The sequence below is a fragment of the Acrocarpospora sp. B8E8 genome, from assembly GCF_039871605.1.
GTDB lineage: Bacteria > Actinomycetota > Actinomycetes > Streptosporangiales > Streptosporangiaceae > Acrocarpospora > Acrocarpospora macrocephala.
This window is the reverse complement of the sequence record NZ_JBDPLV010000082.1, coordinates 20,639-45,568: the sequence shown is the minus strand read 5'-3', so window position 1 is coordinate 45,568 and position 24,930 is coordinate 20,639. Positions and strand designations below refer to the sequence as shown.

At 69.1% G+C, this 24,930-nt stretch carries 26 protein-coding genes and 1 pseudogene; 15 read left to right on the top strand and 12 right to left on the bottom strand.

Annotated features, from left to right (window positions below; translation table 11 throughout):
- On the bottom strand, positions 1-499 hold a 499-nt coding region (locus ABGB08_RS46310), incomplete at its 3' end, for a transposase (RefSeq protein ID WP_347604247.1).
- 398 nt (positions 500-897) lie between these two features.
- Entirely contained in the window at positions 898-1,260 is a 363-nt protein-coding gene (locus ABGB08_RS46305) for a hypothetical protein (protein ID WP_347604245.1), read from the bottom strand.
- A 50-nt stretch (positions 1,261-1,310) separates the two neighbouring features.
- On the opposite strand from ABGB08_RS46305, the gene ABGB08_RS46300 reads away from it, so the two are divergent.
- Together ABGB08_RS46300 and ABGB08_RS46295 are read left to right on the top strand one after the other, a co-directional pair.
- A complete protein-coding gene (locus ABGB08_RS46300) occupies positions 1,311-2,279 on the top strand; it encodes a diacylglycerol kinase family protein (RefSeq protein ID WP_347604243.1) in 969 nt (322 codons plus the stop codon).
- A 272-nt stretch (positions 2,280-2,551) separates the two neighbouring features.
- Positions 2,552-2,806, top strand: coding sequence for a WhiB family transcriptional regulator (locus ABGB08_RS46295; protein ID WP_155361884.1), 255 nt, complete (start codon positions 2,552-2,554; stop codon positions 2,804-2,806).
- Positions 2,807-2,974: 168 nt separating this feature from the next.
- Here the strand turns inward: ABGB08_RS46295 and ABGB08_RS46290 are convergent, their stop codons facing one another.
- The 3 genes from ABGB08_RS46290 to ABGB08_RS46280 form a co-directional block, all read right to left on the bottom strand.
- Positions 2,975-4,432: a PAS domain-containing sensor histidine kinase gene (locus ABGB08_RS46290; RefSeq protein WP_155345202.1), complete on the bottom strand. Its 1,458-nt coding sequence runs from the start codon at positions 4,430-4,432 to the stop codon at positions 2,975-2,977.
- Between the two features lie 79 nt (positions 4,433-4,511).
- Complete coding sequence (locus tag ABGB08_RS46285; RefSeq protein ID WP_347604240.1) at positions 4,512-6,158, bottom strand: IS200/IS605 family accessory protein TnpB-related protein; 1,647 nt, start codon at positions 6,156-6,158, stop codon at positions 4,512-4,514.
- Positions 6,151-6,729, bottom strand: coding sequence for an IS607 family transposase (locus ABGB08_RS46280; protein ID WP_347604238.1), 579 nt, complete (start codon positions 6,727-6,729; stop codon positions 6,151-6,153). The genes ABGB08_RS46285 and ABGB08_RS46280 overlap by 8 nt, the downstream gene beginning before the upstream one ends.
- Before the next feature lie 65 nt (positions 6,730-6,794).
- Between ABGB08_RS46280 and ABGB08_RS46275 the strand changes: the two genes are divergently transcribed.
- The 4 genes from ABGB08_RS46275 to ABGB08_RS46260 all read left to right on the top strand — a co-directional run bounded on the left by ABGB08_RS46275 (position 6,795) and on the right by ABGB08_RS46260 (position 9,962).
- Entirely contained in the window at positions 6,795-7,943 is a 1,149-nt protein-coding gene (locus ABGB08_RS46275) for an 8-amino-7-oxononanoate synthase (protein ID WP_347604236.1), read from the top strand.
- Positions 7,940-8,659: a GntR family transcriptional regulator gene (locus ABGB08_RS46270; protein ID WP_155345200.1), complete on the top strand. Its 720-nt coding sequence runs from the start codon at positions 7,940-7,942 to the stop codon at positions 8,657-8,659. The genes ABGB08_RS46275 and ABGB08_RS46270 overlap by 4 nt, the downstream gene beginning before the upstream one ends.
- Before the next feature lie 326 nt (positions 8,660-8,985).
- A complete protein-coding gene (locus ABGB08_RS46265) occupies positions 8,986-9,285 on the top strand; it encodes a hypothetical protein (protein ID WP_347604234.1) in 300 nt (99 codons plus the stop codon).
- Positions 9,282-9,962: a hypothetical protein gene (locus ABGB08_RS46260; RefSeq protein ID WP_347604232.1), complete on the top strand. Its 681-nt coding sequence runs from the start codon at positions 9,282-9,284 to the stop codon at positions 9,960-9,962. The genes ABGB08_RS46265 and ABGB08_RS46260 overlap by 4 nt, the downstream gene beginning before the upstream one ends.
- On the opposite strand, the gene ABGB08_RS46255 is transcribed toward ABGB08_RS46260, so the two are convergent.
- The gene (locus ABGB08_RS46255; protein ID WP_347604230.1) at positions 9,861-10,436 is read right to left on the bottom strand and encodes a TetR/AcrR family transcriptional regulator; all 576 of its coding nucleotides are present in this window, start codon (positions 10,434-10,436) and stop codon (positions 9,861-9,863) included. The genes ABGB08_RS46260 and ABGB08_RS46255 overlap by 102 nt on opposite strands.
- A gap of 56 nt (positions 10,437-10,492) precedes the next feature.
- On the opposite strand from ABGB08_RS46255, the gene ABGB08_RS46250 reads away from it, so the two are divergent.
- The 6 genes from ABGB08_RS46250 to bioB all read left to right on the top strand — a co-directional run bounded on the left by ABGB08_RS46250 (position 10,493) and on the right by bioB (position 15,170).
- Positions 10,493-11,329 (top strand): SDR family NAD(P)-dependent oxidoreductase, encoded by an 837-nt coding sequence (locus ABGB08_RS46250; protein ID WP_347604228.1) that lies wholly within the window; start codon positions 10,493-10,495, stop codon positions 11,327-11,329.
- Positions 11,326-11,769, top strand: coding sequence for a nitroreductase family deazaflavin-dependent oxidoreductase (locus ABGB08_RS46245; RefSeq protein WP_347604226.1), 444 nt, complete (start codon positions 11,326-11,328; stop codon positions 11,767-11,769). The genes ABGB08_RS46250 and ABGB08_RS46245 overlap by 4 nt, the downstream gene beginning before the upstream one ends.
- Before the next feature lie 27 nt (positions 11,770-11,796).
- Positions 11,797-12,255 (top strand): SRPBCC domain-containing protein, encoded by a 459-nt coding sequence (locus ABGB08_RS46240; protein ID WP_347604224.1) that lies wholly within the window; start codon positions 11,797-11,799, stop codon positions 12,253-12,255.
- Positions 12,256-12,340: 85 nt separating this feature from the next.
- Positions 12,341-13,060 carry a peroxiredoxin-like family protein gene (locus tag ABGB08_RS46235; RefSeq protein WP_347604222.1) on the top strand — a complete coding sequence of 240 codons (720 nt, stop codon included), beginning with the start codon at positions 12,341-12,343 and terminating at the stop codon, positions 13,058-13,060.
- 313 nt (positions 13,061-13,373) lie between these two features.
- Positions 13,374-14,096: a dethiobiotin synthase gene (bioD, locus tag ABGB08_RS46230; RefSeq protein ID WP_347604220.1), complete on the top strand. Its 723-nt coding sequence runs from the start codon at positions 13,374-13,376 to the stop codon at positions 14,094-14,096.
- A gap of 48 nt (positions 14,097-14,144) precedes the next feature.
- Positions 14,145-15,170: a biotin synthase BioB gene (gene bioB / locus ABGB08_RS46225; RefSeq protein WP_347604218.1), complete on the top strand. Its 1,026-nt coding sequence runs from the start codon at positions 14,145-14,147 to the stop codon at positions 15,168-15,170.
- Here the strand turns inward: bioB and ABGB08_RS46220 are convergent.
- Complete coding sequence (locus tag ABGB08_RS46220; RefSeq protein WP_347604216.1) at positions 15,077-16,405, bottom strand: transposase; 1,329 nt, start codon at positions 16,403-16,405, stop codon at positions 15,077-15,079. The genes bioB and ABGB08_RS46220 overlap by 94 nt on opposite strands.
- Before the next feature lie 28 nt (positions 16,406-16,433).
- Here ABGB08_RS46220 and ABGB08_RS46215 point away from each other — a divergent pair, with 28 nt between their 5' ends.
- On the top strand, positions 16,434-16,592 hold the full coding sequence (locus ABGB08_RS46215; RefSeq protein ID WP_347604214.1) for a toxin-antitoxin system HicB family antitoxin: 159 nt from the start codon (positions 16,434-16,436) through the stop codon (positions 16,590-16,592).
- 83 nt (positions 16,593-16,675) lie between these two features.
- Here ABGB08_RS46215 and ABGB08_RS46210 read toward each other — a convergent pair.
- Positions 16,676-17,698: pseudogene (locus ABGB08_RS46210) on the bottom strand (transposase).
- 320 nt (positions 17,699-18,018) lie between these two features.
- On the opposite strand from ABGB08_RS46210, the gene ABGB08_RS46205 reads away from it, so the two are divergent.
- Positions 18,019-19,653 carry an acetolactate synthase gene (locus ABGB08_RS46205; RefSeq protein ID WP_347604212.1) on the top strand — a complete coding sequence of 545 codons (1,635 nt, stop codon included), beginning with the start codon at positions 18,019-18,021 and terminating at the stop codon, positions 19,651-19,653.
- Here ABGB08_RS46205 and ABGB08_RS46200 read toward each other — a convergent pair.
- Entirely contained in the window at positions 19,650-21,284 is a 1,635-nt protein-coding gene (locus tag ABGB08_RS46200) for a serine/threonine protein kinase (RefSeq protein WP_347604210.1), read from the bottom strand. The two genes, ABGB08_RS46205 and ABGB08_RS46200, sit on opposite strands and share 4 nt — an antisense overlap.
- A 346-nt stretch (positions 21,285-21,630) precedes the next feature.
- Here ABGB08_RS46200 and ABGB08_RS46195 point away from each other — a divergent pair, with 346 nt between their 5' ends.
- Complete coding sequence (locus ABGB08_RS46195) at positions 21,631-22,014, top strand: hotdog domain-containing protein (RefSeq protein ID WP_347604208.1); 384 nt, start codon at positions 21,631-21,633, stop codon at positions 22,012-22,014.
- Here the strand turns inward: ABGB08_RS46195 and ABGB08_RS46190 are convergent.
- The 3 genes from ABGB08_RS46190 to ABGB08_RS46180 all read right to left on the bottom strand — a co-directional run bounded on the left by ABGB08_RS46190 (position 22,004) and on the right by ABGB08_RS46180 (position 24,929).
- On the bottom strand, positions 22,004-22,216 hold the full coding sequence (locus ABGB08_RS46190) for a biotin/lipoyl-binding carrier protein (RefSeq protein ID WP_155345191.1): 213 nt from the start codon (positions 22,214-22,216) through the stop codon (positions 22,004-22,006). The two genes, ABGB08_RS46195 and ABGB08_RS46190, sit on opposite strands and share 11 nt — an antisense overlap.
- A 28-nt stretch (positions 22,217-22,244) precedes the next feature.
- Positions 22,245-23,576 (bottom strand): biotin carboxylase N-terminal domain-containing protein, encoded by a 1,332-nt coding sequence (locus tag ABGB08_RS46185; RefSeq protein WP_347604206.1) that lies wholly within the window; start codon positions 23,574-23,576, stop codon positions 22,245-22,247.
- A gap of 93 nt (positions 23,577-23,669) precedes the next feature.
- The gene (locus tag ABGB08_RS46180) at positions 23,670-24,929 is read right to left on the bottom strand and encodes an HD domain-containing phosphohydrolase (protein WP_347604203.1); all 1,260 of its coding nucleotides are present in this window, start codon (positions 24,927-24,929) and stop codon (positions 23,670-23,672) included.
- Position 24,930 lies beyond the last annotated feature (1 nt).

Genomic DNA, 24,930 nt, shown 5'->3' with positions numbered 1-24,930 from the left:
GGCCCCCCGCGTCCTGATTGACCGTGACCGACGACGGCGCCGCGGGCAGCTCCCGGGACCAGCGGACCTCGATCCTCCCGATCTTGGCCAGGTACAGCGTCCCGTCCCCGGGCAGGCGGAAGGCGGTGCGGGTGAACCGGGTCGACTGCCGCCGGTCCCGGCGGGACTTGAACACCGGCAACCCCATCCGCGGACCCCGGCGTTTCCCACTGACCGAGTCGAAGAAGTTCCGGTACGCCTGATCCAGGTCGCGCAGCACCTGCTGGAGCGGGACCGCCGACACCTCACCCAGCCACTCCCGCTCCGGCGTCCGCTTCGCCGCGGTGATACAGATCTTCTGCAAATCCCCGCCACCGATCCACGGCAGCCCGACCTTGCGCGCGGCCTTGCGCATCGCCAGCGCGTCATTCCACACCACCCGGACACACCCGAACAACCGCGCCAGCGCCTGACGCTGGGAATCGTCGGGGTAGAGCCGGTAGTTGTAGCGCAGCCTCACCCCGGGCCCCCTCCCCGCACACCAACCACACGCCAGCCACACACTGTCACGACTCGAACACACTAGCGTGTTGCCGATGGCAGCGGAAGCCGAATATCCGCATGGCAGGCACGTCCTCCCCACGTCCATCCGGGCCTTGTGACCACATATCGGCGCAACGTTACGGAATGTCTTCGATGACGCAGTGCCGCCACGTCAGGTGGGATGCGCCGGCCTGGCGCTGGCCCGCCACTACCTCAAGCGCATCGAGCGCGAACTCTCGCTCTGATCCCCCGCCCGGCTGGGCAGTGCCGATTCTCACGGCCGATTCTCACGGCCGATCCTCACGGCCGATCCTCACGGCCGATCCTCACGGCCGATCCTCACGGCGATCAGCGGGGACTGCCCAGCGGGGCCTGTCACTCGTCCATCAGGGCCTGGGTGGACTGCGGGGCGAGCAGCGTGACCAGGGCGATCGCGGCGGCGGCCACCAGGGGGATGCCCCATCCATACTGTTCGGCCTGGATCAGGTTGACCGCCAGCGGCAGCAGGAAGATCTGAGCCACCACGGCCGGGCCGCGGCTCCATCGCAGCGCGCGCAGCACGGCCAGGGCCACCCAGCCGAAACCGGCTCCCACCGCGACGCAGAACCCGGCCAGCGCGAGCGCGCTCGGCACATCCTCGGCCTTGCCGATCACGATCTCGTAGCCGACGTAAACCCCCCACACCAGGGCGGTCAGGCCTTCGAGGGCCAGGACGGCGGCTGCCACGGTCAAGGTCACCGGACGATTCGACACAGTTGCCGACCCTACCGCTGGTCTAACCTTCAGGCATGCGGGCTCTACTCCTGGTCAATCCCAAGGCGACCTCCACCAACCGGCGCTCCCGCGACGTGCTCATCCGGGCACTGGGCGCCGCGGTGGACCTCACCGTCGAGGAAACCGGCTATCGCGGCCACGCCGCCGTCCTGGCGAGTACGGCGGGGGCCAAGGGTTTCGACGCGGTAGCCGTACTGGGCGGGGACGGCACGGTCAACGAGGTGGCCAACGGGCTGATGGCCGACGAGGTGCGGCCCGCGCTCATCATCATCCCGGGGGGCAGCGCGAACGTGCTGGCCCGGGCGCTGGGCCTGCCGAACCACCCGATCGAGGCCACCGGCGCCGTCCTGGAGGCCCTGCGCGACGGCCGCCGCCGGACGATCAGCCTGGGGCAGGCGATCTGGGACCTGGACGAGACCCTGGGGAACGGCGGGCTGCCGACAGGGAGCGGCGGGTCGCGGTACTTCACTTTCTGTGCCGGGCTCGGCTACGACGCCGAGGTCATCAGGGCGGTGGAAGGCCTGCGGAGCGCGGGTTACCGGGCGTCGCCGACGCTGTATGTGCACACCGCGCTGCGGCACTACTTCATGACCGACCGGCGGCATCCCGCGATGACCCTGCGGCGGCCGAACTTCGCCGACGATCGCGGGATCTTCCTGGCGATCGTGTCGAACACGGCGCCGTGGACGTATATCGGCAACCGTCCGGTCAATCCGACGCCGTGGGCGGGATTCGACACGGGTTTGGACCTGATCGGCCTGCAGCGCATGGGGTTGCCTGCCATGCTGAAGCTCGTCCGGCAGATCGTCGGAGAGCGTTCCGGGTTGCCGGCAGGTAAACACCTCGTGCAGGCGCATGACGAGGCCGAGTTCACCCTGTCGGCGGAACGGCCGGTCGCTTTCCAGCTTGACGGCGATTACCTGGGCGAACGCGAACGGGTGGTTTTTCGCTCTATCCCGGACGCGTTACAAGTTCTGGTCTAGCCCGTTACATGCCGTCATAGTGTGACGCATCCGACAGCTATAACCGGCAAAACGTTCTCCCAAACCTCTTGTGTGCGCTAGACGTGCCTGAAAGGCTGAACGCGACGTCGGAACGTAGGACCTTTGCGGGAGCCACAGCTTCCGGACGGTCCCCGGCGATCAATCGCGGACACTGGCCCCGACTCCGGGGGGCAAGCGTTCGCCTCAGTTAGTGAAAGAGTTCACAAAGGTGCAGGAGCCGCGGAGGCTCCACTTACGAAGGAGTGGAACGCATGGACTGGCGCCACCGCGCTGCCTGCCGTGACGTGGACCCCGAGCTGTTCTTCCCGATCGGCAACACCGGGCCCGCGCTGATGCAGATCGAAGAGGCCAAGGCCGTCTGCCGAGCGTGCACGGTCAGCGAGCACTGCCTCAAGTGGGCCCTCGAGTCCGGCCAGGACGCCGGCGTCTGGGGCGGCTTGAGCGAAGACGAACGCCGCGCCGTAAAGCGCCGGGTCGCACGCGCTCGCGCTCGCGCCAACGCGTGACATTGGCCGATCCTTCGGATCGGCGGGCTTGGCCGCCCTCAGCCTGCGTCTTCCCTCGTCACTCCGGGCCGCTTCGCGACCCTGCGTTCCTCAGTCCAGACACAGGCGCGGCCAAGCCGGGACATACGACTAAAGGCGCGGCGATTGCCCACATTCGCCAGCGTGTGATTATGCCGGACTGACCGGAATGCTGAGCGAGACCTCTGTGCCGCCCTCCGGTCGAGGTGCGATCCCCAACCGGCCCGACAGTTCTCCCACCACCAGCGTCCGTACGATCTGCAAGCCGAGGTTGGCGCTGACCTCCAAATCGAAATCATCCGGCAAACCACGGCCCTCGTCGGCGACGACCACCTCCAGCAGGTCCTGATCGCGCGAGACGAGCACCTCCACCTTTCCGGTCTGATGCGCGAAGCCGTGCTCGACCGCGTTCTGCAGCAGCTCGGTGAGGACCATCGCGATCGGCGTCGCCACCGCCGCCGGCAGGATGCCGAACGACCCCACCCGCCGGACCATGGCGGGCGTGACCGACACCTCCGCGGTCATCTGGATGACCCGGTCCGCGATGTCGTCGAACTCGACCAGTTCCTCCGGCATCTGGGCCAGCGTCTCGTGCACGATCGCGATGGAGCCGACCCGCCGGACCGCCTCCTCCAGCGCCTCCCGGCCTTCCGGCATGCGCATCCGGCGCGCCTGCAGCCGCAGCAGCGCCGCCACCGTCTGCAGGTTGTTCTTGACCCGGTGGTGGATCTCCCGGATGGTGGCGTCCTTGGTGAGCAGCTCGCGCTCCCGCCGGCGCAGCTCGGTCACATCCCGGACCAGGACCAGCGCGCCGATCCGCCCGCCGCCCACGATCAGCGGGATGGCCCGCAGCTGCACGACCGTGCCGCCCTTCTCCACCTCGGTCTCGCGCGGCGCCTTCCCGCTGGCCACCAGCATCAGATCCTCGTTGATCGGCTCATCCCGGTAGCAGAGCTCCGCCGTCGTCTTGCCCAGCTCCGAGCCGACCAGATCGGCGTGCAGCCCCAGCCGCCGGTAGGCCGACAGCGCGTTCGGCGACGCGTACGTCACCCGCCCGGCCCGATCGAGCCGCAGCAGCCCGTCCCCCACCCGGGGCGACCTGACCAGCATCGGCTCGGCCTCCGCGAACGGGAACCGCCCCTCCGACACCATCTGGGCCAGATCCGAGGCGCTCTGCAGGTAGGTGAGCTCCAACCGCGACGGCGTACGCGCCGACGACAGGTTCGTGGACCGCTGGATGACCGCGATGAAGTCGCCCTCCAGCGACCGCCGCACCGGGATCGTCTCCTCCCGCACCGGCACCCCGGTCGACCAGTCGGGGTCGCCCTCCCGGCAGATCCGGCGCTCGTTCCAGGCCGTCTCGATCAGCGGCCGCTCCCCCTTGGCCACCACCGAGCCGACGACGTCGTCGTGATAGACGGTGGGACCGGTGGTCGGGCGCATCTGGGCGACCGCGATCCACCCGTCCCTGCCGGGGATCCACAGGATCAGATCGGCGAAGGACAGGTCGGCGAGCAACTGCCAGTCCGAGACCAGCGAGTGCATCCATTCGAGGTCGGCCGCGTCGAGTGCGCTGTGTTTGACGACCAGATCGCTAAGGGTGGGCACCTGTGCATGATGCGTGCTACGCCGGGTCGAAAGCGAATCGACATTCACGACCTGGCAAGATGCCTGCATGAAACCGTTCCTAATCAGCGAGCAGGAGTGAGTCTTGGACCCACTGCCCGTCGCCGCGCGCATCCCGAACGGTTTTGGATGCGCTGGTCGCCCGCTTTCCTTGTCTTCTCCCCGTCCGGGCCGGTGGCTCTCGACCACGGTCCATGACGGGGCGGCGGGTTTCCTCACGCCCAAAGGTCTCCGTTCGGGCCTGGACGGTCCGATGCCCACAACGATCGCTCTGGTCGTCGTGGGGCGGTGCCGTCCGTCGCCGGATCGGATGCCCTTGGGCGCGTCGTCCGATCGCCACGGCAGCGGCGTCGTGACGGGTGCTCTTACTCGTCTTGCTGGTGAGTGGGGCCTGCCAGTGCTGCGCTCCCCACATGCTGGTGTAGGCCGGATCGACGGCGATGATCGCGATACCGGTGGCATCAGCCATCGAGGTGAGCCGCGCCCGGAGTTTCCCGGTGGGCATGCCGGAGATGAGCTGCCGGAAGCGACGCTTGCGGCCGTGCTTCTCGCGGGTCTTGGAGTCGGTGAAGTCCAGGTCCTCGACCGCGATGGCGGCCACACCACAGGTCTTGGCCCAGTTCAGCAACCCCGACAGGGCGTGGCGGACCTGGGCGTCGCGGTGGTCGGCGGTCCCGGACAAGTCGTAGAAGAAGCGGCGGGGCCGGCCGATCGGGTTGCCGTGCCGGTCCAGCCGCCAGGCGGCAAGGTGGTCGGCGTTGGTGTCCACGCCGACCACCCCGTGTGCCAGAGCCGTCTGCAAGGGGATGGTCTGGGTGAGCGGGAAGGTCCAGGAGGCGTCCACATACCAGCGCCGCCGTGGCACGTCGAGGTGGATGCGGTAGGCGACAGCCCGGTTGGCCTCCACGCGGTCGGCCCACTCGGTTCCCCGATGCGGGAAGCTCACCTTCGCGGCCAGCACATACCGGCCGTGCTTGGCGTTCGCGTACTCCGCCATCATCGCGGGCAGCTTGATAGTGACCTCACCGTCCGGGGCGATGCGGATCGTCTCGTTGCCGTACCGCTTCCCGGACTCTCCGTCAGCCGACAGGAACCAGCGCGCCGCCTCCCAGCGCTCACGCCACTGCGGCTCGGTGAGCTGCGCTTTGGTGAGGTTGTGGCGGTTGTTCATCAGACGCTTACCGCCACGTACCACACGCACGCGACCGGCTTCTCGATCCGCCCGGACACCAGCGAGCCGGTCCTCCAATGTCGCCAGGCGGCGCGTCTTTTGGAACCACTCACCCTTCGACCGATAACCACCCGGAGCGCGATTGCCGCCCTTCTCCCCGATCGGCAGAGACAGCCGGTGCGCGATAGTGCGGGCACCTGCCTCCAGGTTCTGGATGTGCGCGGCCTGCCCGCGCCGGGACAATGCCCACTGATCGTGGGTGGCTTTCGTCAGCGACCCGGCCCATCGCGACGACGAGTTGGCGGTCAGTTCCCGCTTCCGCACCGCCCAGGTGTCCGCGGAGTGCTCCAGACCGTCCATGCACCGGGCCTTGAGGTCACGCGAGGCCAGCGACCCGAGATGCGCGCCGAGCTGACGCAGCACCTTCTCATCCTGCGTGGTGAGACCCTTCAGGCGGTCGCGTATCGACACACCAGAGGGGCCCGGCGCGACGAACGACGGGGCGATCGGACGGAGCCGCTTGTTCGGCTCAGCCATCGCCAGCCGCCGCTTCCAGGGCTTTCTTCGCCCGGTTCCTCGCCGAACGGCGCCCGTACAAGCGGGCACAAAACGACGTCAGTATCTCGATCATGTCGCGCGAGAGATCGTCCTCGGCCGCACCGTCATCCAGCACAACCAGACTGCGGCCGGTCGCGGACAGGGCGGCTTCAATCAATTCCACGTTGGCCCGGCCGAGGCGGTCCTTGTGCTCCACCACCACGACGGTCACGTCCGGATCGGCCAGCAGACGCTTGGCCTTGGCGCGTCCGCCGTCCATCCCGGAGGCGATCTCCGACTCGATCCGCACCACACGATGACCGGACGCCGTGGCCCACTGGGCCAGCCGCGCGACCTGCCGCTCAAGATCCGAGTTCTGATCATGCGACGACACCCGGGCATACAAGCCCACACCGCCTGTCACAGACGGTGATGAGTTCGCCTCGATGTTCACCAAGATCGTGCGCTGCCCTACCCGCTCCGCAGGGACCGGCAAAGTGCCCTCACGGAACCAGCGGTAAGCGGTATGCGGATGCACACCGTTCGCTATCGCCCACTCCTTGAGGTTCATACAGTGACCGTAACACTCACTCAGAGGCTGCAATGCATACTAGAGTTGACTCAATTCCGAGCCGCTTGCAACCCCTAGACCAGTTGTGTGCGGACACGGCGGCACGCGAGCGGGCCGGGCTGCGCCGGGTCCTACACCCGCGTGATCCCGACCATGACGGGCTGCTCGACCTGGCATCGAACGACTACCTGGGCCTGTCCAGGGATCCGCGCCTGGTCGAGGCCGCCGTGCGGGCCACCCGGGAATGGGGCACGGGCTCGACCGGGTCCCGCCTGGTCACCGGGACCACGCTGCTCCACGCCGAGCTGGAGGAGCGGCTCGCCGCCTTCACGCTGGCGCCCAGGGCGCTGGTGTTCTCCTCCGGCTACCTGGCCAACCTGGCCGCGGTGGCGACGCTGGGGCGGGGCGGGCTCGTGGTCTCCGACGCGGGCAACCACGCCTCCCTCGTGGACGCCTGCCGGCTGGCCAGGGCCCGGGTCGTGGTGACGCCGCACGGGGACGTGGCCGCCGTCGAGCGGTCGCTGCGGGAGCGGTCCGAGGAGCGGGCGATCGTGGTCACCGACTCGGTCTTCTCGGTGGACGGGGATCTGGCGCCGCTGCCGGGGTTGCACGCGGCAGCCGTACGGCATGGGGCGCTGCTGGTCGTGGACGAGGCGCACGCGCTCGGCGTGGTCGGCGAACACGGACGCGGCGCGGTGCACGAAGCCGGACTTGCGGGGAATCCTACAATTGTGAGAACCGTCACGTTGTCGAAGTCCCTGGGCGCGCAGGGCGGCGCCGTGCTGGGCGGGCCCGACGTCATCGACACGCTGATCGACACCGGCCGCTCCTTCATCTTCGACACCGGCCTCGCGCCCGCCTGCGCCGGGGCCGCGCTGGCTGCGGTCGAGATCCTGGAGCAGGACGCTGACCTGCCGGAACAGGCCAGGGCCCGGGCTCGGGAGCTGGCCGCGCTGGCCCGCGAGCTCGGCCTGGAGAGCGCGGACCCGGCCGCCGCCGTGGTGCCGGTCGTGCTCGGCGCGCCCCAGGCCGCGCTGGCCGCCGCCGCGCTGTGCGCGGAGCATGGAGTGCGAGTTGGATGTTTCCGCCCCCCTTCCGTCCCGCAAGGTCGCTCTTGTCTAAGATTGACCGCTCGGGCCAATCTGGGGTGCGATGATCTCGCGGTGATCGGGCGCGCGCTCGCCGCCGTGGCCGGAACGAAGGTGACCGCGTGACCGAAGACACTCCCCGGGTGCCGAAGTACTACGACGTCAAGCGCAGCCTGCTCGAACTGACCAAGAGCCTGTCGGCCGGCAGCGCCCTCCCGCCGGAGCGCACGCTCGCCGTCCGCTTCGAAACCTCCCGCACGACGGTACGGCAGGCGCTCACCGAGCTGGTCGTCGAGGGCCGCCTGCTCCGCATCCAGGGCAAGGGCACCTTCGTCGCCCAGCCCAAGGTCGCCCAGGTCCTCCAGCTCACCTCCTACATCCAGGACCTGCGCACCGTCGGCCTCGAACCCGACACCAAGATCCTGGACATCAGCTACATCACCGCCGACGAGGCCCTCGGCCGCCGCCTCGCCATCAACCCCGGCGGCCGTGTCCTGCGCATCCACCGCCTCCGCCTCGCCAACGGCGAACCCATGTCCATCGACACCACCCACCTGTCCGCCCGCCGCTTCCCCCGCCTCCGCCGCGAACTCGAAGGCCACCCCTCCCTCTACGAAACCCTCCACAACGCCTACAGCGTCCGCCTCACCGACGCCGAGGAAATCATCGAAACCGTCCTCGCCACCCCCTACGACGCCCAGGTCCTCGGCGTAGACGTCGGCCTCCCCATGCTCCTCCTCACCCGCCACGCCTTCGACGCCGACGGCAACCCGGTCGAATGGGCCCAATCCCTCTACCGAGGCGACCGCTACAAATTCGTCACCCGGCTGCGCCGCCCGTAATCTTCTTCTCTTTCTTCTACGGCTCCGCCACTTCCAACCCCGACCGCCACCCCCGACGCCTCCCCTCCACCGGCGCTGACCGAGCGCGACCGCCCCCGCCACAACGTCCGCCAGCAACAACAGAATGAGCCTCCAGCGGTCGCCGAGCTCTCTCGGGTCGGACGAGGGCCCTGGCCCGGAAGGTCGTGCCGGAAGCGACGTACAGGTGGTACTGGGCGACCGGCACCCTCCAAGCGGTCGGTGTACAGGTGGCCGGACCTGGCTGGACGGGCTGGCGTCAGCTCTACTCGGTGATAGGCGGGCGGCGATCTACCATCCATGCATGCATGGCAACCGTCCGGGAACTGATCGAGATCTTGAAAGTGATCACCGCCGATCTTCCGACCGGCCTTGACACCGAGGTGGAGGTGGGACTCTGTGACGGCGACTGGATGACGATGACGGACGCCGTCGACATCGACTATTTCGCGCGCGTGCCGATGGATGGCGGGTCACAGAAACAACTGGTGCTGCTGCGCGCGCATCTGCATCCAGGGCAGGGCCGACGGGTCCGCGGGGTTGGCGCCGAGGTGGAGGACGACCTGCGGAAGCTTACCAGCGACCCCGATGAGGGATTCGGCGCGTGATGCAGACGCGTGGTGTGCCTACCGACCAGACCCGCACCATCGTCCGCGACGGGCGGCAGGCTCAGCTGCGCGGCTGGGGACATCCGGCGGTGATGCGAGCCTGGCTCCTTCAAGCCCTGACCGGACGGCGGGCCAGCGAGGTGCTGATGATCGACTTTCACCCACTCTCCGACATCCCCGGCCTGGACGTCGCCCACGTTGCCGAGGGAGGCATGGTCGCCCGCCTCCGCTACCAGCAAACCAAGATCGACAACGCGCCGAACACCATCCTGGTCGGCCGCGACGTCGTCGAGATCATCAAAGAACAGCAAGCCTGGGTGCGCCAGCGGTGGAACCTCCGACCCGAGGAGACCATTCGCTACCTGTTCCCCAAGACCACCGGCAACCGGCACGGCACCAAATCCTGGGAGACCAGCAACTACACCCACGTCCTGAAAGACTTCAGTCACCACCCGGACCTGCGCGACTCCCAGGGCGAACTGCTGCTCTACTCCCGCAGCCACCGGCTACGCCATACCAAGGCCACGCCGCCGACCTCGCGGCACGATGCGACAGCGGATGGGGCTTATTTCGGATCAGCGGGTAAGGATGCCGCGGATCGTCTGTTCGGTGAGCTGGTGGCGGAAGGCGGCGTCGGTGGCATCGGCTCCGGCCATCGACCGGCCGAGTACCGCTAGGAGAAGGCTGCCGAGCACGGCGTTGGCCGCGTCGGTGATGTCGTCGATGGCGAAGGCGCCAGTCTTTCGGCCCTCGGCGAGCAGATCGCGTAGCGGGCCGGCGATCCAGGTGTCGTTGGCCGCGAGGACCTCGCTCATGCGTCCGCTGGCCCCCAGGGCACCGAGTAGGCCGGCGCATGTTCCGGGGTGGTGGCCGAGGTACTCGGCCAGGGCGGAGACCATGGCCCGTAGCCGCGGCTCGGGTGGGTCGCTGGGTGTCATCACGGCCTGCACCGCCTGGGCTCCGCGCTTGGCGTGTGCGGTGAGCAGGAAGGTCAGCAGGTCTTCGCGGCCGGAGAAGTAGTAGTACAGCGTCGCGCGCGATGCACCCACCAGCTGTGCGACGTCCTCCAGTCGGGGCGGCGGGTCGGTGTGCAGCACGTGTTCGCTGACATCGAGCAGGCGTTGGGCCAGATCCGCGGGCGGGTTCTTCACGCCGAGAAAGCCTATCGTCTTGAGTTCCGACCAGAGTCTAGATTAGAGTCTAAAACATGGTTGAAATCTTATCCTATGGGCCATGGGCAGTGATCACAGGAGCCTCCTCCGGCATCGGCAAAGCCTTCGCCGAACACCTCGCCGCAGCCGGTCTGGACCTGGTCCTGGCCGCTCGTTCCACCGACAAGCTCCACGCACTGGGCGAGACGCTGTCCCGCCGCCATGGCATCGCGCACCGGGTGGTCACCGTCGACCTCAGCCAACCGGCCGGAGCCTCGGCCATCGTGGAGGCGGCCGAAGACCTCGACGTCGGCCTGCTCGTCTCCAACGCCGGAGCCGGCCGCCCAGGGCGCCTGCTCGATCAATCACTGCAGGACCTGCACGACCGTCTCACCCTCAACGCCGTCACCCACCTTGACCTGGTCCACGCCTTCGCACCCCGGTTGACGGCCCGCGGCCACGCCCATCGCCGGGGCGGCATCGTGCTGGTCTCCGCGCACGGCGCGCTGCAGGGCCTGCCGAACATGGCACACGAGAGCGCTGCCAAGGCCTACGTGCTCAATCTGGGCGAGGCCCTGCACCACGAGCTCGCGCCCGCCGGCGTGAGCGTCACCGTGATGCTGCCCGGCAACGTCGACACCCCGATCATCGACGCCTTCGGCCTGGACCGCTCGGCCCTTCCGATCCGCCCGCAACCTGCCGACCGGGCCGTGGCCGAGTTCATGACGGCCTTTCTCAAAGGGCGGACCATGCACATCCCCGGAAGGCTGATGCGGGTGATGACCCGGCTTGTGCCGCGCGCCCAGGCCGTACGAATGAACGGCCGCATGCTCGGCCGGGCCGCCCGCAACCTCGCCGACCGAGACCCTGCCAGGGCTCAGGCCCAGCCGTGACCACCCCCAACCTCTCGCCGCGCATGATCTGCCTCAGCCGCATCCCGCACCTGCTCCTCACCTGGGGCATCCCCATGGGACCGCTGGTACTGCTGCGCACCTGCGGCAGACACAGCGGACTACCCCGCACCGTCCCGATCGCCACGCTGCGCCACGACGGCCATCACTGGCTCGTCTCCCCCTTCGGCGACACCCACTGGGTTCACAACATCCGCGCCGACGCCCGAGCCGAACTGGGCCGCGGACGCCGATTCCGCCCAGTGCGTCTCGTCGAAGTGGATGACGACCGCAAACCCGAGATCCTGCGCGCCTACCGCCGCGTCTTCGGCCTGGTGCCTTTCGTCCGAGCCGCCTTCGGCGCCGGTGCCGACGACCGGCCTCAGCTCTTCGCCATCGAGGCACACCGCCACCCGGCTTTCCTCATTCAGCCCGCCGGCTGAGCCATCTCAACGCCAAGGAGCAGCCCCGTGACCACGACGGCCGCAGCCGCCACGCAGACCTATCACCTCTTCATCCGAGCCACCCCACAGCAGATCTGGGACGCCGTCACCAAGCCCGAATACAGCGCCGGGTACCTGTTCGGTGCCCTGGTCGAGACCACCGGGGACATCGGCTCACCGTTTCGCTATCACTCACCGGATCGATCCAGCCTCTGGGGCGACGAGACCGTCCTGGACGCCGAGCCGCCCCACCGGCTCGTCGTCGGCTACCGCGGCCTGTACCACCCCGACCTGGCAACCGAACCGGCCAGCCGGGTGTCCTGGCGGATCGAGCCCGGCGACAACGGCGTATGCCTGCTCACCGTCGTGCACGACCGGCTTGAAGGCGCCCCCAAGACCGCCGCGCGAGTGGCCGGCCCCAGCTGGATGCGCGTGCTAAGCGGCCTGAAAACCCTGCTCGAGACCGGCGAGCCCCTCAACACATAGCAGATCTCAACACTCCACCCTGGCAGCGTGCCGGCGCCCCGCGCCCGGCAGCCATGCGCCATGCACGATTACCGAAGGAAATCACGTGAACACGACAGATCAGACGTATGCCGAGCGACGTGCCGCCTTCCTCGCCGAGCACGTCGGCAAGATTCCACCGGATGTACGCGCCGCCCTAGCCGCTGAGCAGGCCAGCCTGGACGCGGCCGGTGTGCCGAGCACAGTCCTCCGCCCGGGCTCTGCTATGCCCGACGGTGACCTGCTGGACGTCCAGAACGCGCCAACCACACTGGAGCAGACCCGCGCCGGCCAGCCCGCCGTCATCATCTTTTACCGCGGCGACTGGTGCCCCTACTGCAACCTGGTACTCCGCACCTACCAGCAGCAACTCATGCCGCACCTGGCCGCCCTCGACATCCCCCTGATCGCGATCAGCCCGCAAAGACCCGACCGCTCAGTGTCGATGCGCCAGATAAACAACCTGACCTTTGCCGTGCTGTCCAACCCCGGCAACCAGATCGCACGGCAACTGGGGATCATCACCGCACCCGACCCTGACGCCCGTGCCGCACAGCTGGCCATGGGCATCGACGTGGCCGCCGGAAACGCCGACGGCACCGCATCCATGCCCATGCCCACGGTCGTCCTCACCGACGCCGACGGCGTCATCGCCTGGATCGACGTACATCCCAACTACAGCAGCCGCACCGAACCCGCCAATATCCTCACCGCCATCACCACTGTCCTCGACCGACCCGTGCCAGCCGCGGGGATCTTCGAGGTTAGTTCTCGACATATGAGGTGATCCGCAGCAGCCCAGAGCTTGACGCTGAGCCGCCATCGGCCAGCGGCCCCGGTTGAAGATCGCCAGTGCCTGCGGTCGGACGCTCAATCGGTACGAGTGACCGACCGCGTGAGGATAGGTGCCGGGGCAGCGGCGAACGAATACGTCCCGCCAGGCTTCCACTCCCCCAGGACCGTGGTACGCCTCTGATCCTTGGCGCAGGTCGCGACAGCTCAATGCGGGCTGATGCCGACGTCGAGCGGGCGACGCACCCCAAGTTTCACCTATCCACGGGCGCCACGAAGTGGCATGGAGTCTCTCTAAAGTTGGGCGGATGAGTGTGCTGGTTGTTACCGGGACCGATACTGGTGTCGGGAAGACGGTGGTTACTGCGGCTATTGCGGCTTTGGCGGTGGGGCGGGGGGCTTCTGTGGCGGTGGTGAAGCCTGCTCAGACGGGGGTTGGGGAGGGTGAGGGTGGGGATTTGGATGAGGTCATCCGGCTGTCGGGGGTGACGACGACGTTTGAGTTCGCTCGGTTTCCTGATCCGCTCTCTCCGGCCGCGGCGGCGCGGGTTTCCGGATTGCCGCCGGTGTCGCTGACGAGTGCGGCGGCCAGGATCGGGGCGCTGGCCGAGTCGCATCGGCTGGTGGTGGTCGAGGGGGCGGGTGGGCTGCTGGTCCGGTTCGACGAGGAGGGGGCGACCATCGCGGATCTGGCCCACGCGTTGCAGGCGCCGGTGCTGGTCGTGGCGAGGGCGGGGCTGGGGACGTTGAACCACACCGCGCTCACGCTGGAGGTGCTGGCGCTTCGGGGGCTGGCGCTGGCGGGAGTGGTGATCGGGTCGTGGCCGAGGGAGCCGGGGCTGGCGGAGCGGTGCAATGTGGCGGATCTGGAGATGTTGGGGGCGCGGCCGCTGGCGGGGGCGCTGCCGGAAGGGGCGGGCGCGCTCGATTCCGGAGATTTCCGGACTGTCGCTCATGGGGGGCTCGCGCCTGTGCTGGGTGGGGGGTTCGACGCGGCGAAGTTCCGGGCGGAGGTGACTCCGCCGCGCTGATGGCGGGTTGGAGCCCGGGGGAAATCGGCCGCCTTTAGGCTTTGGCCTGTGACGGAGACCGAGATTCGCAGTGACGTACAGGCCGACATTCTCGATGTCGCGCGGCAACAGGTTCTGGAGGACGGGCGAGGGCTCTCGCGGGAGCAGGCGCTGGCCTGCCTGACCCTGCCCGACGAGCGGGTGCCCGACTTGCTCGCGCTCGCGCACGAGGTGCGGATGAAGTGGTGCGGGCCGGAGGTGGAGGTCGAGGGGATCATCTCGCTGAAGACCGGGGGCTGCCCGGAGGACTGTCACTTCTGCTCGCAGTCGGGGCAGTTCTCCTCGCCGGTGCGCGCCGTCTGGCTGGACATCCCGTCGCTGGTCGAGGCGGCCAAGGAGACGGCCGCCACGGGCGCCACCGAGTTCTGCATCGTGGCCGCCGTGCGCGGGCCCGACAAGCGGCTGATGGAGCAGGTCCGGGAGGGCGTCAAGGCGATCAGGGCGGCGGTGGACATCAACGTCGCCTGCTCGCTCGGCATGCTCACGCAGGAGCAGGTGGACGAGCTCGCGGCGATGGGCGTGCACCGCTACAACCACAACCTGGAGACCTGCGAGTCGCATTTCGCCAGCGTGGTGACCACGCACACCTGGGAGGAGCGCTGGGACACCTGCCTGATGGTGCGCGAGGCGGGCATGGAGCTGTGCTGTGGCGGCATCATCGGCATGGGCGAGACGGTGGAGCAGCGCGCCGAGTTCGCCGCCCAACTGGGCGAGCTGGCGCCGGACGAGGTGCCGCTCAACTTCCTCAACCCCCGGCCTGGTACGCCTTTCTCCGACTACCCCCTGGTGGACGGCACCGAAGCGCTCAAGACGATCGCCACCTTCCGGCTGGCCCTGCCCCGCACGATCCTGCGGTACGCGGGCGGACGCGAACTCACCCTGGGCGACCTGGGCACCCGGGACGGCATGCTCGGCGGCATCAACGCCATCATCGTGGGCAACTACCTCACGACGCTGGGCCGTTCCGCCGAGCAGGATCTGGGGCTGCTCCAGGACCTGAAGATGCCGATCAAGGCACTGTCCCAGACGCTTTGAATCCTCCCCCTCCCAAGGAGGGGGATTCCTGGCTCACGTTGGCTGCGGACCGGCGGTCCGGCAGCTCTTACACGATCAGCACCAGCCGGGTTGAGACCAGCCCGGACGAGCATCACGCGGGCGGAGTTCTTGTCCCTGGGGGACACGGCTCCGCACGCGGTGCAGGCGTAGGTTCGTTCTGAGAGAGGTAGTGCGTGCTTGGTTCTCGCTCCGCACTGTGCGCAGTCCATGGTGGTGTGCGCGGGGTGTACGAGGTGCAGTTCACGGCCATGCTTGCGGGCCATGTGGATCAGTGCCTGCTTGGTCGCGCCGATCGCCGCGTCGGCGGCCTTGCGAGCCATGGTGGACTTGGCGAGGAACTTCGGCCGGAAGTCCTCGACCGCGAGGCGGTCATGGTCGGTCACGACCTTCTTCGCCCACTTGCGGCCGGTGTCCTCGCGCTGCCGGGCGGTCTTCTTGTGGAGCTTCGCGGTCTGCCGCTTCGCTTCCCGGTAGCCCTTTGAGCCGGGCTGGCCGCGCTTGGGCTTCCTGCGCGCCATCACCCGCTGGTAGCGGGCGAGGCGCTGGGCGGCGTTCTTGCCGTGCTGGGCGTGCGGGAGGTCGTGGGCGTCCGAGGTGGTGGTCGCGGTCTCCTTCACGCCCCAGTCGATGCCGATGTCCTGCCCGGTGGCGGGCAGGACATCGGTGGTCGTCGCCACGACGAACGAGGCGTACCAGTGTCCGAGGCTGTCCAGGTAGACGCGGACGGAGGACGGGGGCTTGGGCAGGTCGCGCGACCACACCACGCTGAGCACGGTCCCACCCGCGAGATGCAGGCGGCCGTCCTTGAGGCGGAACCCGCGCTGCGTGTAGTTCAGGCTCGGGTCGGCCGCGTGCTTCTTTTTGTACTTCGGCATCCCGGCCCGCTGCCGCTGTGGCAGCCGGGCCTTGATGTCCTTCAGGGCCTTCGCGCGGGACTTGGCGAAATCACGGATGATCTGCTGCTGCGGGACCGAACTGCCTTCGCGCAGCCACGCGTTCGCGGTGCGGGCCTCGGTCAGCATTTTGTCGAGGCGTGCCGGGCCGCACTTCTCGTCCTCGGCGTGGGCCTTCTTCGACCGGGCGCAGCACTCGTTCCAGATCCACCGACACCGCGCCCACTCCGCGAGCAGCGAAGCGCGGGCGGTCGACGACACGCGAAGCCGGTAGGTGTACCGGGCGCGCCCGGGATCCTCGGCTTCCTTCGGGGTCGTCATGCCACCACTCTACCACTACGCTAGAGGCATGGATGAAGAAACAAAGATCACTCTCAGGCTCCCCGCAGATCTCCACCGGTGGCTGGTCGCTCAGGCCAAGTCCGCCCGCAGGTCCCTCAACTCCGAGATCGTCTACCGTCTGGAGGTCGAGCGCGCCGCCGCCGTGGCAGACGGCGAATCGCCCTGACGGCGAATCGCCTCTTCCTGCCCTGCTCCGCAGGAGTCCGATTCCTCCCCGGCCTGAAGGACTCTGTTGCCCAATTGAGTGGATCATGCTGCCAGCTCCAGTTGTTCGAAGTGCGATGTCCGCGTGGCTCCCAGAGGTGTTCCGGTCAGCCAGGCGTCCAGACGGATGAGGTTGATCGCGGTCGCGGCGAGTACGTTGCCGAGGTGGGTCTTGTTCAGGCCGAGGTAGCGAGTTCGGCGCATGCCGATCCGAACGGCTTGGGAGATGGTTCCTTCGACACCGGCCCGTATCCTGTAGCGCTCTTTCCATTCGTCGGTGAGTTGCTCACGCCGGGCTCGTTCGAGGGCCTGGCATCGCTCACGTGGGCGACCTCCCCATCGTGCCGGTGGTGCTGCTGGACCCAGGACTGGCGCAGGATCTGCACGGCGGGAATCTGACGCAGCCACATCGGGGAGGCAGGATCGTAGATCCGTTCCAGCAGCAGGTACCCGTCCACTTCAACCCGCACCATGTAATGAGTCCGGCTGATCTCACCGTCAGGAAGCCGGTAGGCATCGACCCGCTCCCCGTAGCGTTCCCGCAGCCCGCCGGCGCCCAGGCCATCAGCCAGTCCTGCCCGGCGGCGGCCAGCGCGTTCAACGCCGACCGCATCACCTCACCGACGAACTCGGCCCGGTTCAGCGAACGCACCGCCGCCAGCACGTGTGTGGAGTCCGTGCGCTGACTTCCTCCCGCACGCAAGAATCCCAGCTCACCCGAGCGCTCCAGAACGTGTTCTTCCTGGCCGTGCTCCACCAGACGAGCGCGAAAACCGCTGAGCACCGAGAAGTCGAACCCGGGATCATCCAGTTCCAGGCCCAGGGCGTCTTCCACTCGATCCGGCCTCGGACCGCGTCAGCGGCCTGCCGGTCGGAGAGATTCTCCACATACTGCAGCACCGATATCAGTGTCAGTTGTCCCGGAGACAGGCCAGGACGGCCACGGACCCCGAACATACCCGCGAACTTCTCATCGGCGAACAAAGGCCCCAGCGCATCACGGATCCGAATCGCCGGCGTCCCCTTGGGGAACGCCGCCCACGCCGCCCACGCCACCCGCGCCGTCATCTCGGGGATTTCACCACGAACGCGGCTGCAGCGACATCACACGCTCTCCTCGTCACAACCCAGGAGGGGAAACCGGATCATGACCGGACATCCTGCACCCGAGAACGATCACCCCGAAGGAGGCACACCAAAATTGGGCAACAGAGTCCTGAAGGCCGGGGCATCCTCGGAGGTCTCAGGTGAACACGTGCGCCGGGAACCTGGGCCGGACCGCCGGCGCGCAAGCCGTACCAGCCGGAAAGCATGAAGAGGGGCGGGGCGGGGCGGGAAGCATGAGCATCTCCTGCCCCGCTAGTTAACCGACTGGTAGGTTTCAGCGCATGGACAAGCATGCCGGTGACATCGCGGTCGCCGTCTCCCAGGCCTACGGCGTCGACACGATGTTCACGCTTTCGGGTGGCCACGTCTTCCCCCTGTACGACGGGGCCGTGCACGAGGATATGCGCATTCTGGATGTGCGCCACGAGCAGAGCGCGGTCTTCGCCGCCGAGGCGACCGCGCGGCTGACGCGCAAGCCGGGGCTCGCGGTGCTCACCGCGGGACCGGGGATCACCAACGGGGTCTCCGGCGTCGCGACCGCCCATTTCAACGGCTCCCCGGTGGTGGTTCTGGGGGGCAGGGCGCCGGCGTCCCGCTGGGGTTCCGGCGCGCTGCAGGAGATGGACCATCCGCCCTTGTTCGAGTCGATCACCAAGCTGGCCTTCACCGGGTCCGGCGCGGACGCGATCGGCCAGGACGTCGAGATGGCGTTCCGCACCGCGCTGGCCCCGCATCGCGGCCCGGTGTTCCTGGACTTCTACATGGACCACCTGTTCGCCCCCGCCGAGGAACGCGCGACCGAGACGCTGGCGCCGTCCCCGCTCGAACCCGACCCGGACCGGCTGGCCGAGATCGCGCGCCTGCTGGCCGAGGCGGAACGCCCGGTGCTGGTGCTGGGCTCCGACGTCTGGATGGACCGCGCCGAGGAGGCCGCCCGCGACTTCGCCGAGGAGTTCCGGCTGCCGGTGATCCCCAACGGCCAGGGCCGGGGCATCCTGCCCGCCGGGCACGAGCTGCTCGCCACCCGCGCCCGCGGCCTCGCGTTCGGCCAGGCCGACCTGGTCATCGTGGCCGGGGCCCCGCTCGACTTCCGGCTCGGCTACGGCTGGTTCGGCGGCAAGGACGGCGCGCCGCTGGCCCGCGTCGTGCACCTGGCCGACGCGCCCTCCCAGCTGGCCACCCATACCGGCCTGTCCGGTTCGGCGGCCGGTGACCTGTCGATGCTGTTCTGGGCCCTCACCCAGGCCTGCGCCACCGCGGGCGTCACCCCGCGCCCGGACTGGACGGAGAAACTCCGCGAAGCGGCCGCGAGCGCGATCGCCGCCGACGCCGACCTGCTGGAGTCCGACTCCGACCCGATCCACCCCATGCGCGTGTACGGCGAGCTCAACCGCCAGCTGGCCGACGACGCCGTGGTCATCGGCGACGGCGGCGACTTCGTCTCCTACGCCGGCAAGTACGTCGAGCCCCGCAAACCCGGCAACTGGCTCGACCCGGGCCCGTACGGCTGCCTGGGCACCGGCCTGGGCTACTCCATCGCGGCCCGGATCGCCCGCCCGTCCTCCCAGGTCGTCCTGCTCCTCGGCGACGGCGCGGCCGGTTTCTCCCTGATGGACGTCGACACCCTGGTCCGCCACAACCTCCCGGTCGTCATGGTCTGCGGGAACAACGGCATGTGGGGCCTGGAAAAGCACCCCATGCGCATGCTGTACGGCTACGACGTGGCCGCCGACCTGCAACCGCAGGCCCGCTACGACCAGGTCGTGACCGCCCTCGGCGGCGGCGGCGAGCTGGTCACGAAACCGTCCGAGATCGGCCCGGCGCTGCAGCGGGCCTTCGACTCGGGCGTGCCCTACCTGGTCAACATCGCCACGGACCCGGAGGTCGCCTACCCGCGCACCACGACCGGCGTCTAAGGGCTCGGCGTCGGGCTAGGAGTCGGCGTCGGGCACGCGATCCGGCGCACCCACACGGTCACGGTCGACCCGACGGGAGCCTGGGTGCCCGACCGTGGGAGCTGCTTGAACACCGACGTGCAGGCCGCAGCGGCGCCCTCGAAGGTGAACTTGGGCTTGAAGCCGGCCTTCAGCAGGACGGTATTGGCCTGCGCCTCGGTCAGCTTCCACAGCGTGGGCACCGCCTTGGTCGGCCCAGTCGGGGTCGGCGACGGCGAAGGGGAACGCTTGGGCGGCGTCGGAGTGGGCGTGGGCGTCGGCTCCTCCGTGGAGGGCTCCACGGTCGGCGAGGGCGTCTCCTTCGTCGGCGTCGGCGAGGGCGTGGGCGACCTGCGTGGCGGCTTGGTCCTGGTCGGCGTCGTGCTCGGCGTCGGCGACTCGACAGAGAGCTGGGGTTCCTTGGTCGGCTCCGCGCCCGAACCGGCGTTGGCCAGATTGATGCCGAGCACCGCCAGCCCCGAGAAGACCGCGACGCCCAGCCCGGCGGCCGCGATGGCCGGGCCTTTGCTGAGCTTCCTGGCGGCCCGGCGAGAGGCTCGATTCGGCTGCTGCGGGGTGACGGCGGTGATCCCGGTGGGCGGACCGTCGCCCACCCGGACCTCCTCGTTCCAGGTGGTCGCACCCGTCACCGGCCCACTGAAGCCCTGATTGGCCGGTCCGCTGAAGCCCTGGCTGACCGGCCCGCCGTACCCCTGACCGGCCGGTTCGGCCGCGAATCCGCCGGTCTGCGGGAACGGCTCGGGGAAAGCCGCCGACACCGGACCGGCGTGGACCGACTGCGCGGCGGCCTGGCTCATCGCGGCGGCGGTCGGCCAGCGGTCGGCCGGGGCCTTCTCGAGGGCACGTTCCACCACGTGCCGGATGGCGGGCGGGATGTCGGCGGGCAGCGGCGGCGGCATCTCGCGGATGTGCTTGAGCGCGATCGTGACCGGCGTGTCGCCCTCGAACGGGCGCCGCCCGCGCAGGCACTCGTACGCGACCACGCCCAGCGCGTAGATGTCCACCGCGAACGTGACCGGTTCACCCTCGGCCTGCTCCGGCGCGCAGTAGGCGGCCGTGCCCAGCACCATCCCCGCGTCCGTCAACCGGCTGGCCGCGTCCGAGCGCGCGATGCCGAAGTCGGTGAGGACCAGCGTGCCGTCCGGCCGTACGAGCAGGTTGCCGGGTTTAACGTCGCGGTGCACGATGCCGCGGTCGTGCACGGCCTGCAGCGCGGCGGCGGCCTGAGCGATGAGCTCCATGGCCGGTTCCGGGCGGATCCGCCCGAGCCGGGACAGCAGTTTGTCCAGCGGCTCGCCGTCCACGAACTTCATCACCAGATAGGCGGTGGGACCGTCGCCGGGCACCTCGGTGACGCCGTAGTCGTAGACGTCGACCACACCGGGGTGGTTGATGGTGGCCATCGCGCGGGCCTCACCCTGGAACCGCACGGCGAAGCCGGGGTCGTCCAGGCGGCCTGGGAGCAGCACCTTAACGGCGACGGTGCGAGCCAGAACCGTGTCCTCGCCCCGCCACACTTCGCCCATACCACCGGCACCGATACGGACGTCCAAGCGGTAGCGCCCGTCGAGCGTCGTCCCTCGGGCAACCATGGTGCCCCTTTACCCCCTAAATCACAGCCACCCCGGAGTTGTCCAACCAAGCAGACGCGGGTCACGCCACGGTCACAAGAACCTGTGCGGAAGTGTAGCGGGCCACGGACGAATGGGTTTTACCCCCCACGAAAAGGGTCAAGACCCAATTGTGCCGTGCTCGGCGCACCGCGCGGTCCACCCGGTCGGCGTCACCTGCACGACCATCCTCCGGCGGCACGCGCCGCAATAACGCGGCGGCTCCATCACCCGTGCGGCACGACATCCGCCATGATCGCCCTCATTCACCGGCGCGCCGCAATGATCGCAATAAGTGTCCACGGCCCCTCCCAATACAATCGCGCACATGACTTTGGCACCCGGCCTGCGCGCCTCCCGGACGATCATGGTCGAGCGCGAGGACACCGCCATCGCCGCCGGCAGCGGGGACGTGCCCGTGCTGGCCACGCCCCGGCTGCTCGCCTTCGCTGAGGGTGTCACCACGGCGGCGATCGCCAAGGAGCTGGAACCTGGCCAGACGTCGGTCGGCACCCGCGTCGAACTCAGCCACCTGGCCGCCACCGGCGTCGGCGCGCACGTCGAGATCGCCGCCGAGCTGACCGAAGTGGAGGGGAGACGGCTCGTCTTCTCGGTCACCGCGGTCGACCGGCGGGGGGTTCTGGTGTTCACCGCGACCATCGAACGTGTGCTCGTCGACCGGGAACGTTTCCTGGCCAGAATTACTCGATGACGGCGATCAGGTCGCCCTCCTGGATCACGTCGCCCTCGGCCACCTTCAGCTGGGCCACCACACCGGCGTCCTCGGCCAGCACCGGGATCTCCATCTTCATGGACTCCAGGATGACCAGGGTGTCGCCGTCCTCGACGGCGTCTCCCGCGGCGACGACGACCTTCCAGACGTTCGCCACCATCTCCGCGCGCACTTCAGCCATGGTTGTCTCCCGTTCAATTCTTTCCTGATCACGATCTCATGCGGGACACCAGGCCGGTGTCGTAGTCGCCGCTGACGAACTCGGGGTGTTCCAGCAGTTCCGCGCAGAACGGCAGGTTGTTCTTGGGTCCTTCGAGCGCGAAGGTGGCGACCGCCGTGCGGGCCCGGTCGAGGGCTTCGGCGCGGGTGGCGCCGTGCACGCAGAGCTTGGCCATCAGCGGGTCGTAGAAGGGCGTCACCGTGTTGCCCTCGACATAGCCGGAGTCGACCCGGACGCCTTCGCCGGTGGGTTCCTTCCACAGGGCGATCTTGCCAGGGCCGGGGAAGAAACGTTTGGGATCCTCCGCATATACCCGGAATTCGATGGCGTGGCCGCTCGGCGTGACGTCCAGGACCAGATCAGCGCCCGCGGCGATCCGCAGCTGGGCCTCGACCAGGTCCACGCCGGTGACCAGCTCGGTGACCGGGTGCTCGACCTGGAGCCGGGTGTTCATCTCCAGGAACACGAAGTCCTGCGCGTCGGCGTCGACCAGGCATTCCACCGTGCCCACGCCGCGGTAGCCGACCGCTTCCCCGGCCCGTACGGCTGCCGCGAGCATGCGCGCCCGCAGCTCGGGCGTGATACCGGGCGACGGGGACTCCTCGACGACCTTCTGGTGCCGCCGCTGCACCGAGCAGTCGCGCTCGCCCAGCGCCAGCACGGTGCCGTCGGCCAAGCCGAGGATCTGCACCTCGACGTGACGCGCCCGCTCGATATAACGCTCCAGCAGGATGGCCGGCGTGCCGCCGAACCTGGCCGCCGCGCGAGAGGCCTGCTCGAACGCCTTGGCCAGGGACTCCTCGTCGTGGGCGACGCCCATGCCGATGCCCCCGCCGCCCCCCGTGGTCTTCACCATGACCGGGTAGCCGATGCGCTCAGCGGCGACCACGGCCGCGCCGGGTTCGGTCACCGGCTCGCGGGTGCCCGCGGCCACCGGGACTCCGGCCGCCTCCATCAGGTTGCGCGCGTTGATCTTGTCGCCCATCCGGCGGATCGCGTCCGGCGACGGGCCGATCCAGACGATCCCGTCGTCGATCACGGCCTGCGCGAAGTCGGCGTTCTCCGAGAAGAAGCCATAGCCGGGATGGATCGCCCCTACGCCCGAGTCCCGCGCGGCCTCCAGGACCTTGTCCTGGTCCAGGTAGCTCTGCGCGGGGTTGGCCGGGCCGATCGGGATGGCCTGGTCGGCTTCGCGCACGAACGGCAGGTCGGCGTCGGCCTCCGAGTACACGGCGACCGACCGCAGGCCCATGCCGCGCACGGTCCTGATGATCCGGCGCGCGATCTCACCACGATTGGCGATCAGTACAGAGTCGAACACGCAGCCAACCCTATGGGCAGTGCCTGTTGTCAGCCGTACATCGCAAACCACCGATCACCCGGCCACAATCTGTAGGAAGCCCACAACTGGGGCTCAGAGCCGGTTCACCGGGGCGAGGCGGTCGATAACCCGGGCCATCGCGGTGACCACGTCCTGGTCGTACTCGGCGCCGCCGTCGAAGCGCAGCCGTTCCAGCGCGGCGGCGGCCCGATCCCGGTCGGTGGAACCGCTGACGAGATCATCGTAGGCGTTGGCGGCTTTGATGATCCTACTGGCCGCCGGCGGGTTCTTCTCCAGCCCGTCGCACTGCCGGCGGACGATCTCCGCCACCCGGCCGAGCACACCGGTCTCCCTGATCACCTCGGCGCCCAGGGCGGCGATCCGGCGGGCCTGGTCGGCGTCGGTGAGCACGGTCGCGCCGCCCGGAATCGGGTCGCTCAGCGAGAGCTGGCCGATGTCGTGCATGAGCGCCGCGTACTCCAGCTCCAGCAGTTCCGGCTCGGCCATGCCGAGCTCGCGGCCGACCGCCACAGCCAGGCGGCTGACCCGCCGCGAATGCCCCGGCTCGACGTAGCCGCCGACCTCGGTCACCCGGGCCAGCGCCCGGATGGTCTGCAAATAGGTGGCCCTGATCCCGGCGTACTTGCGGAAGGCGACCTGGGTGACCAGCAGCGGCGCGGCGAAGGCCAGCAGGGCGGTCATGTCCATGCTGTGCGAGGCCAGCGCCAGCAGGATGCCGGAGGCGGCCACGGCCGCGCCCAGCGGCGCGGCCATCCTGGTCTCGTCGCGTACGGCGACGCCGAACGCGGTGCGCACCTGCTCGGCCCTGAGCATCGAGGCGATGACCACGTCGGCGGCCAGCATCAGCCCGATCAGCACGGTCATCACGCCGAGCGGCGCCCACCAGCCCTCCCCCTGCTCCGGCCGCAGCACGTCGGCCAGCGGGCGGAACGCGAAGGCCAGCAGCGAGCCGGAGAACAGCCGCCGGGCGATCGCGTCCAGCCGGGGCGCGCGGCCGACCGCCAGGTGCGGCAGCCCGCCCGCGATCATGCCGACCGCCATCACCGCGACCACCTGCAGCGCCGAATGGGTGGCGGGCTCGCCGCCCACGTCCAGCAGCAGCGCGTAGCCGAGCGCGGCGGCGGTGCTGATCGGGGCCACCTCGCGGTTACCCGGCATGGTCAGCCGGGCCAGCTCCCCGGCCGCGATCAGCGCGCCGAAGCCGATGGCCACCTGCGGGCCGACCAGGCCGACGGCGGCCGTGTGCGCGATCCCGGCGATGGTGAGCAGCCCGGCCGCGCAGATCAGCAGTAACTGCCCCGAGTCGAGCCCGTCCATGTTCCGGCTGGTCATC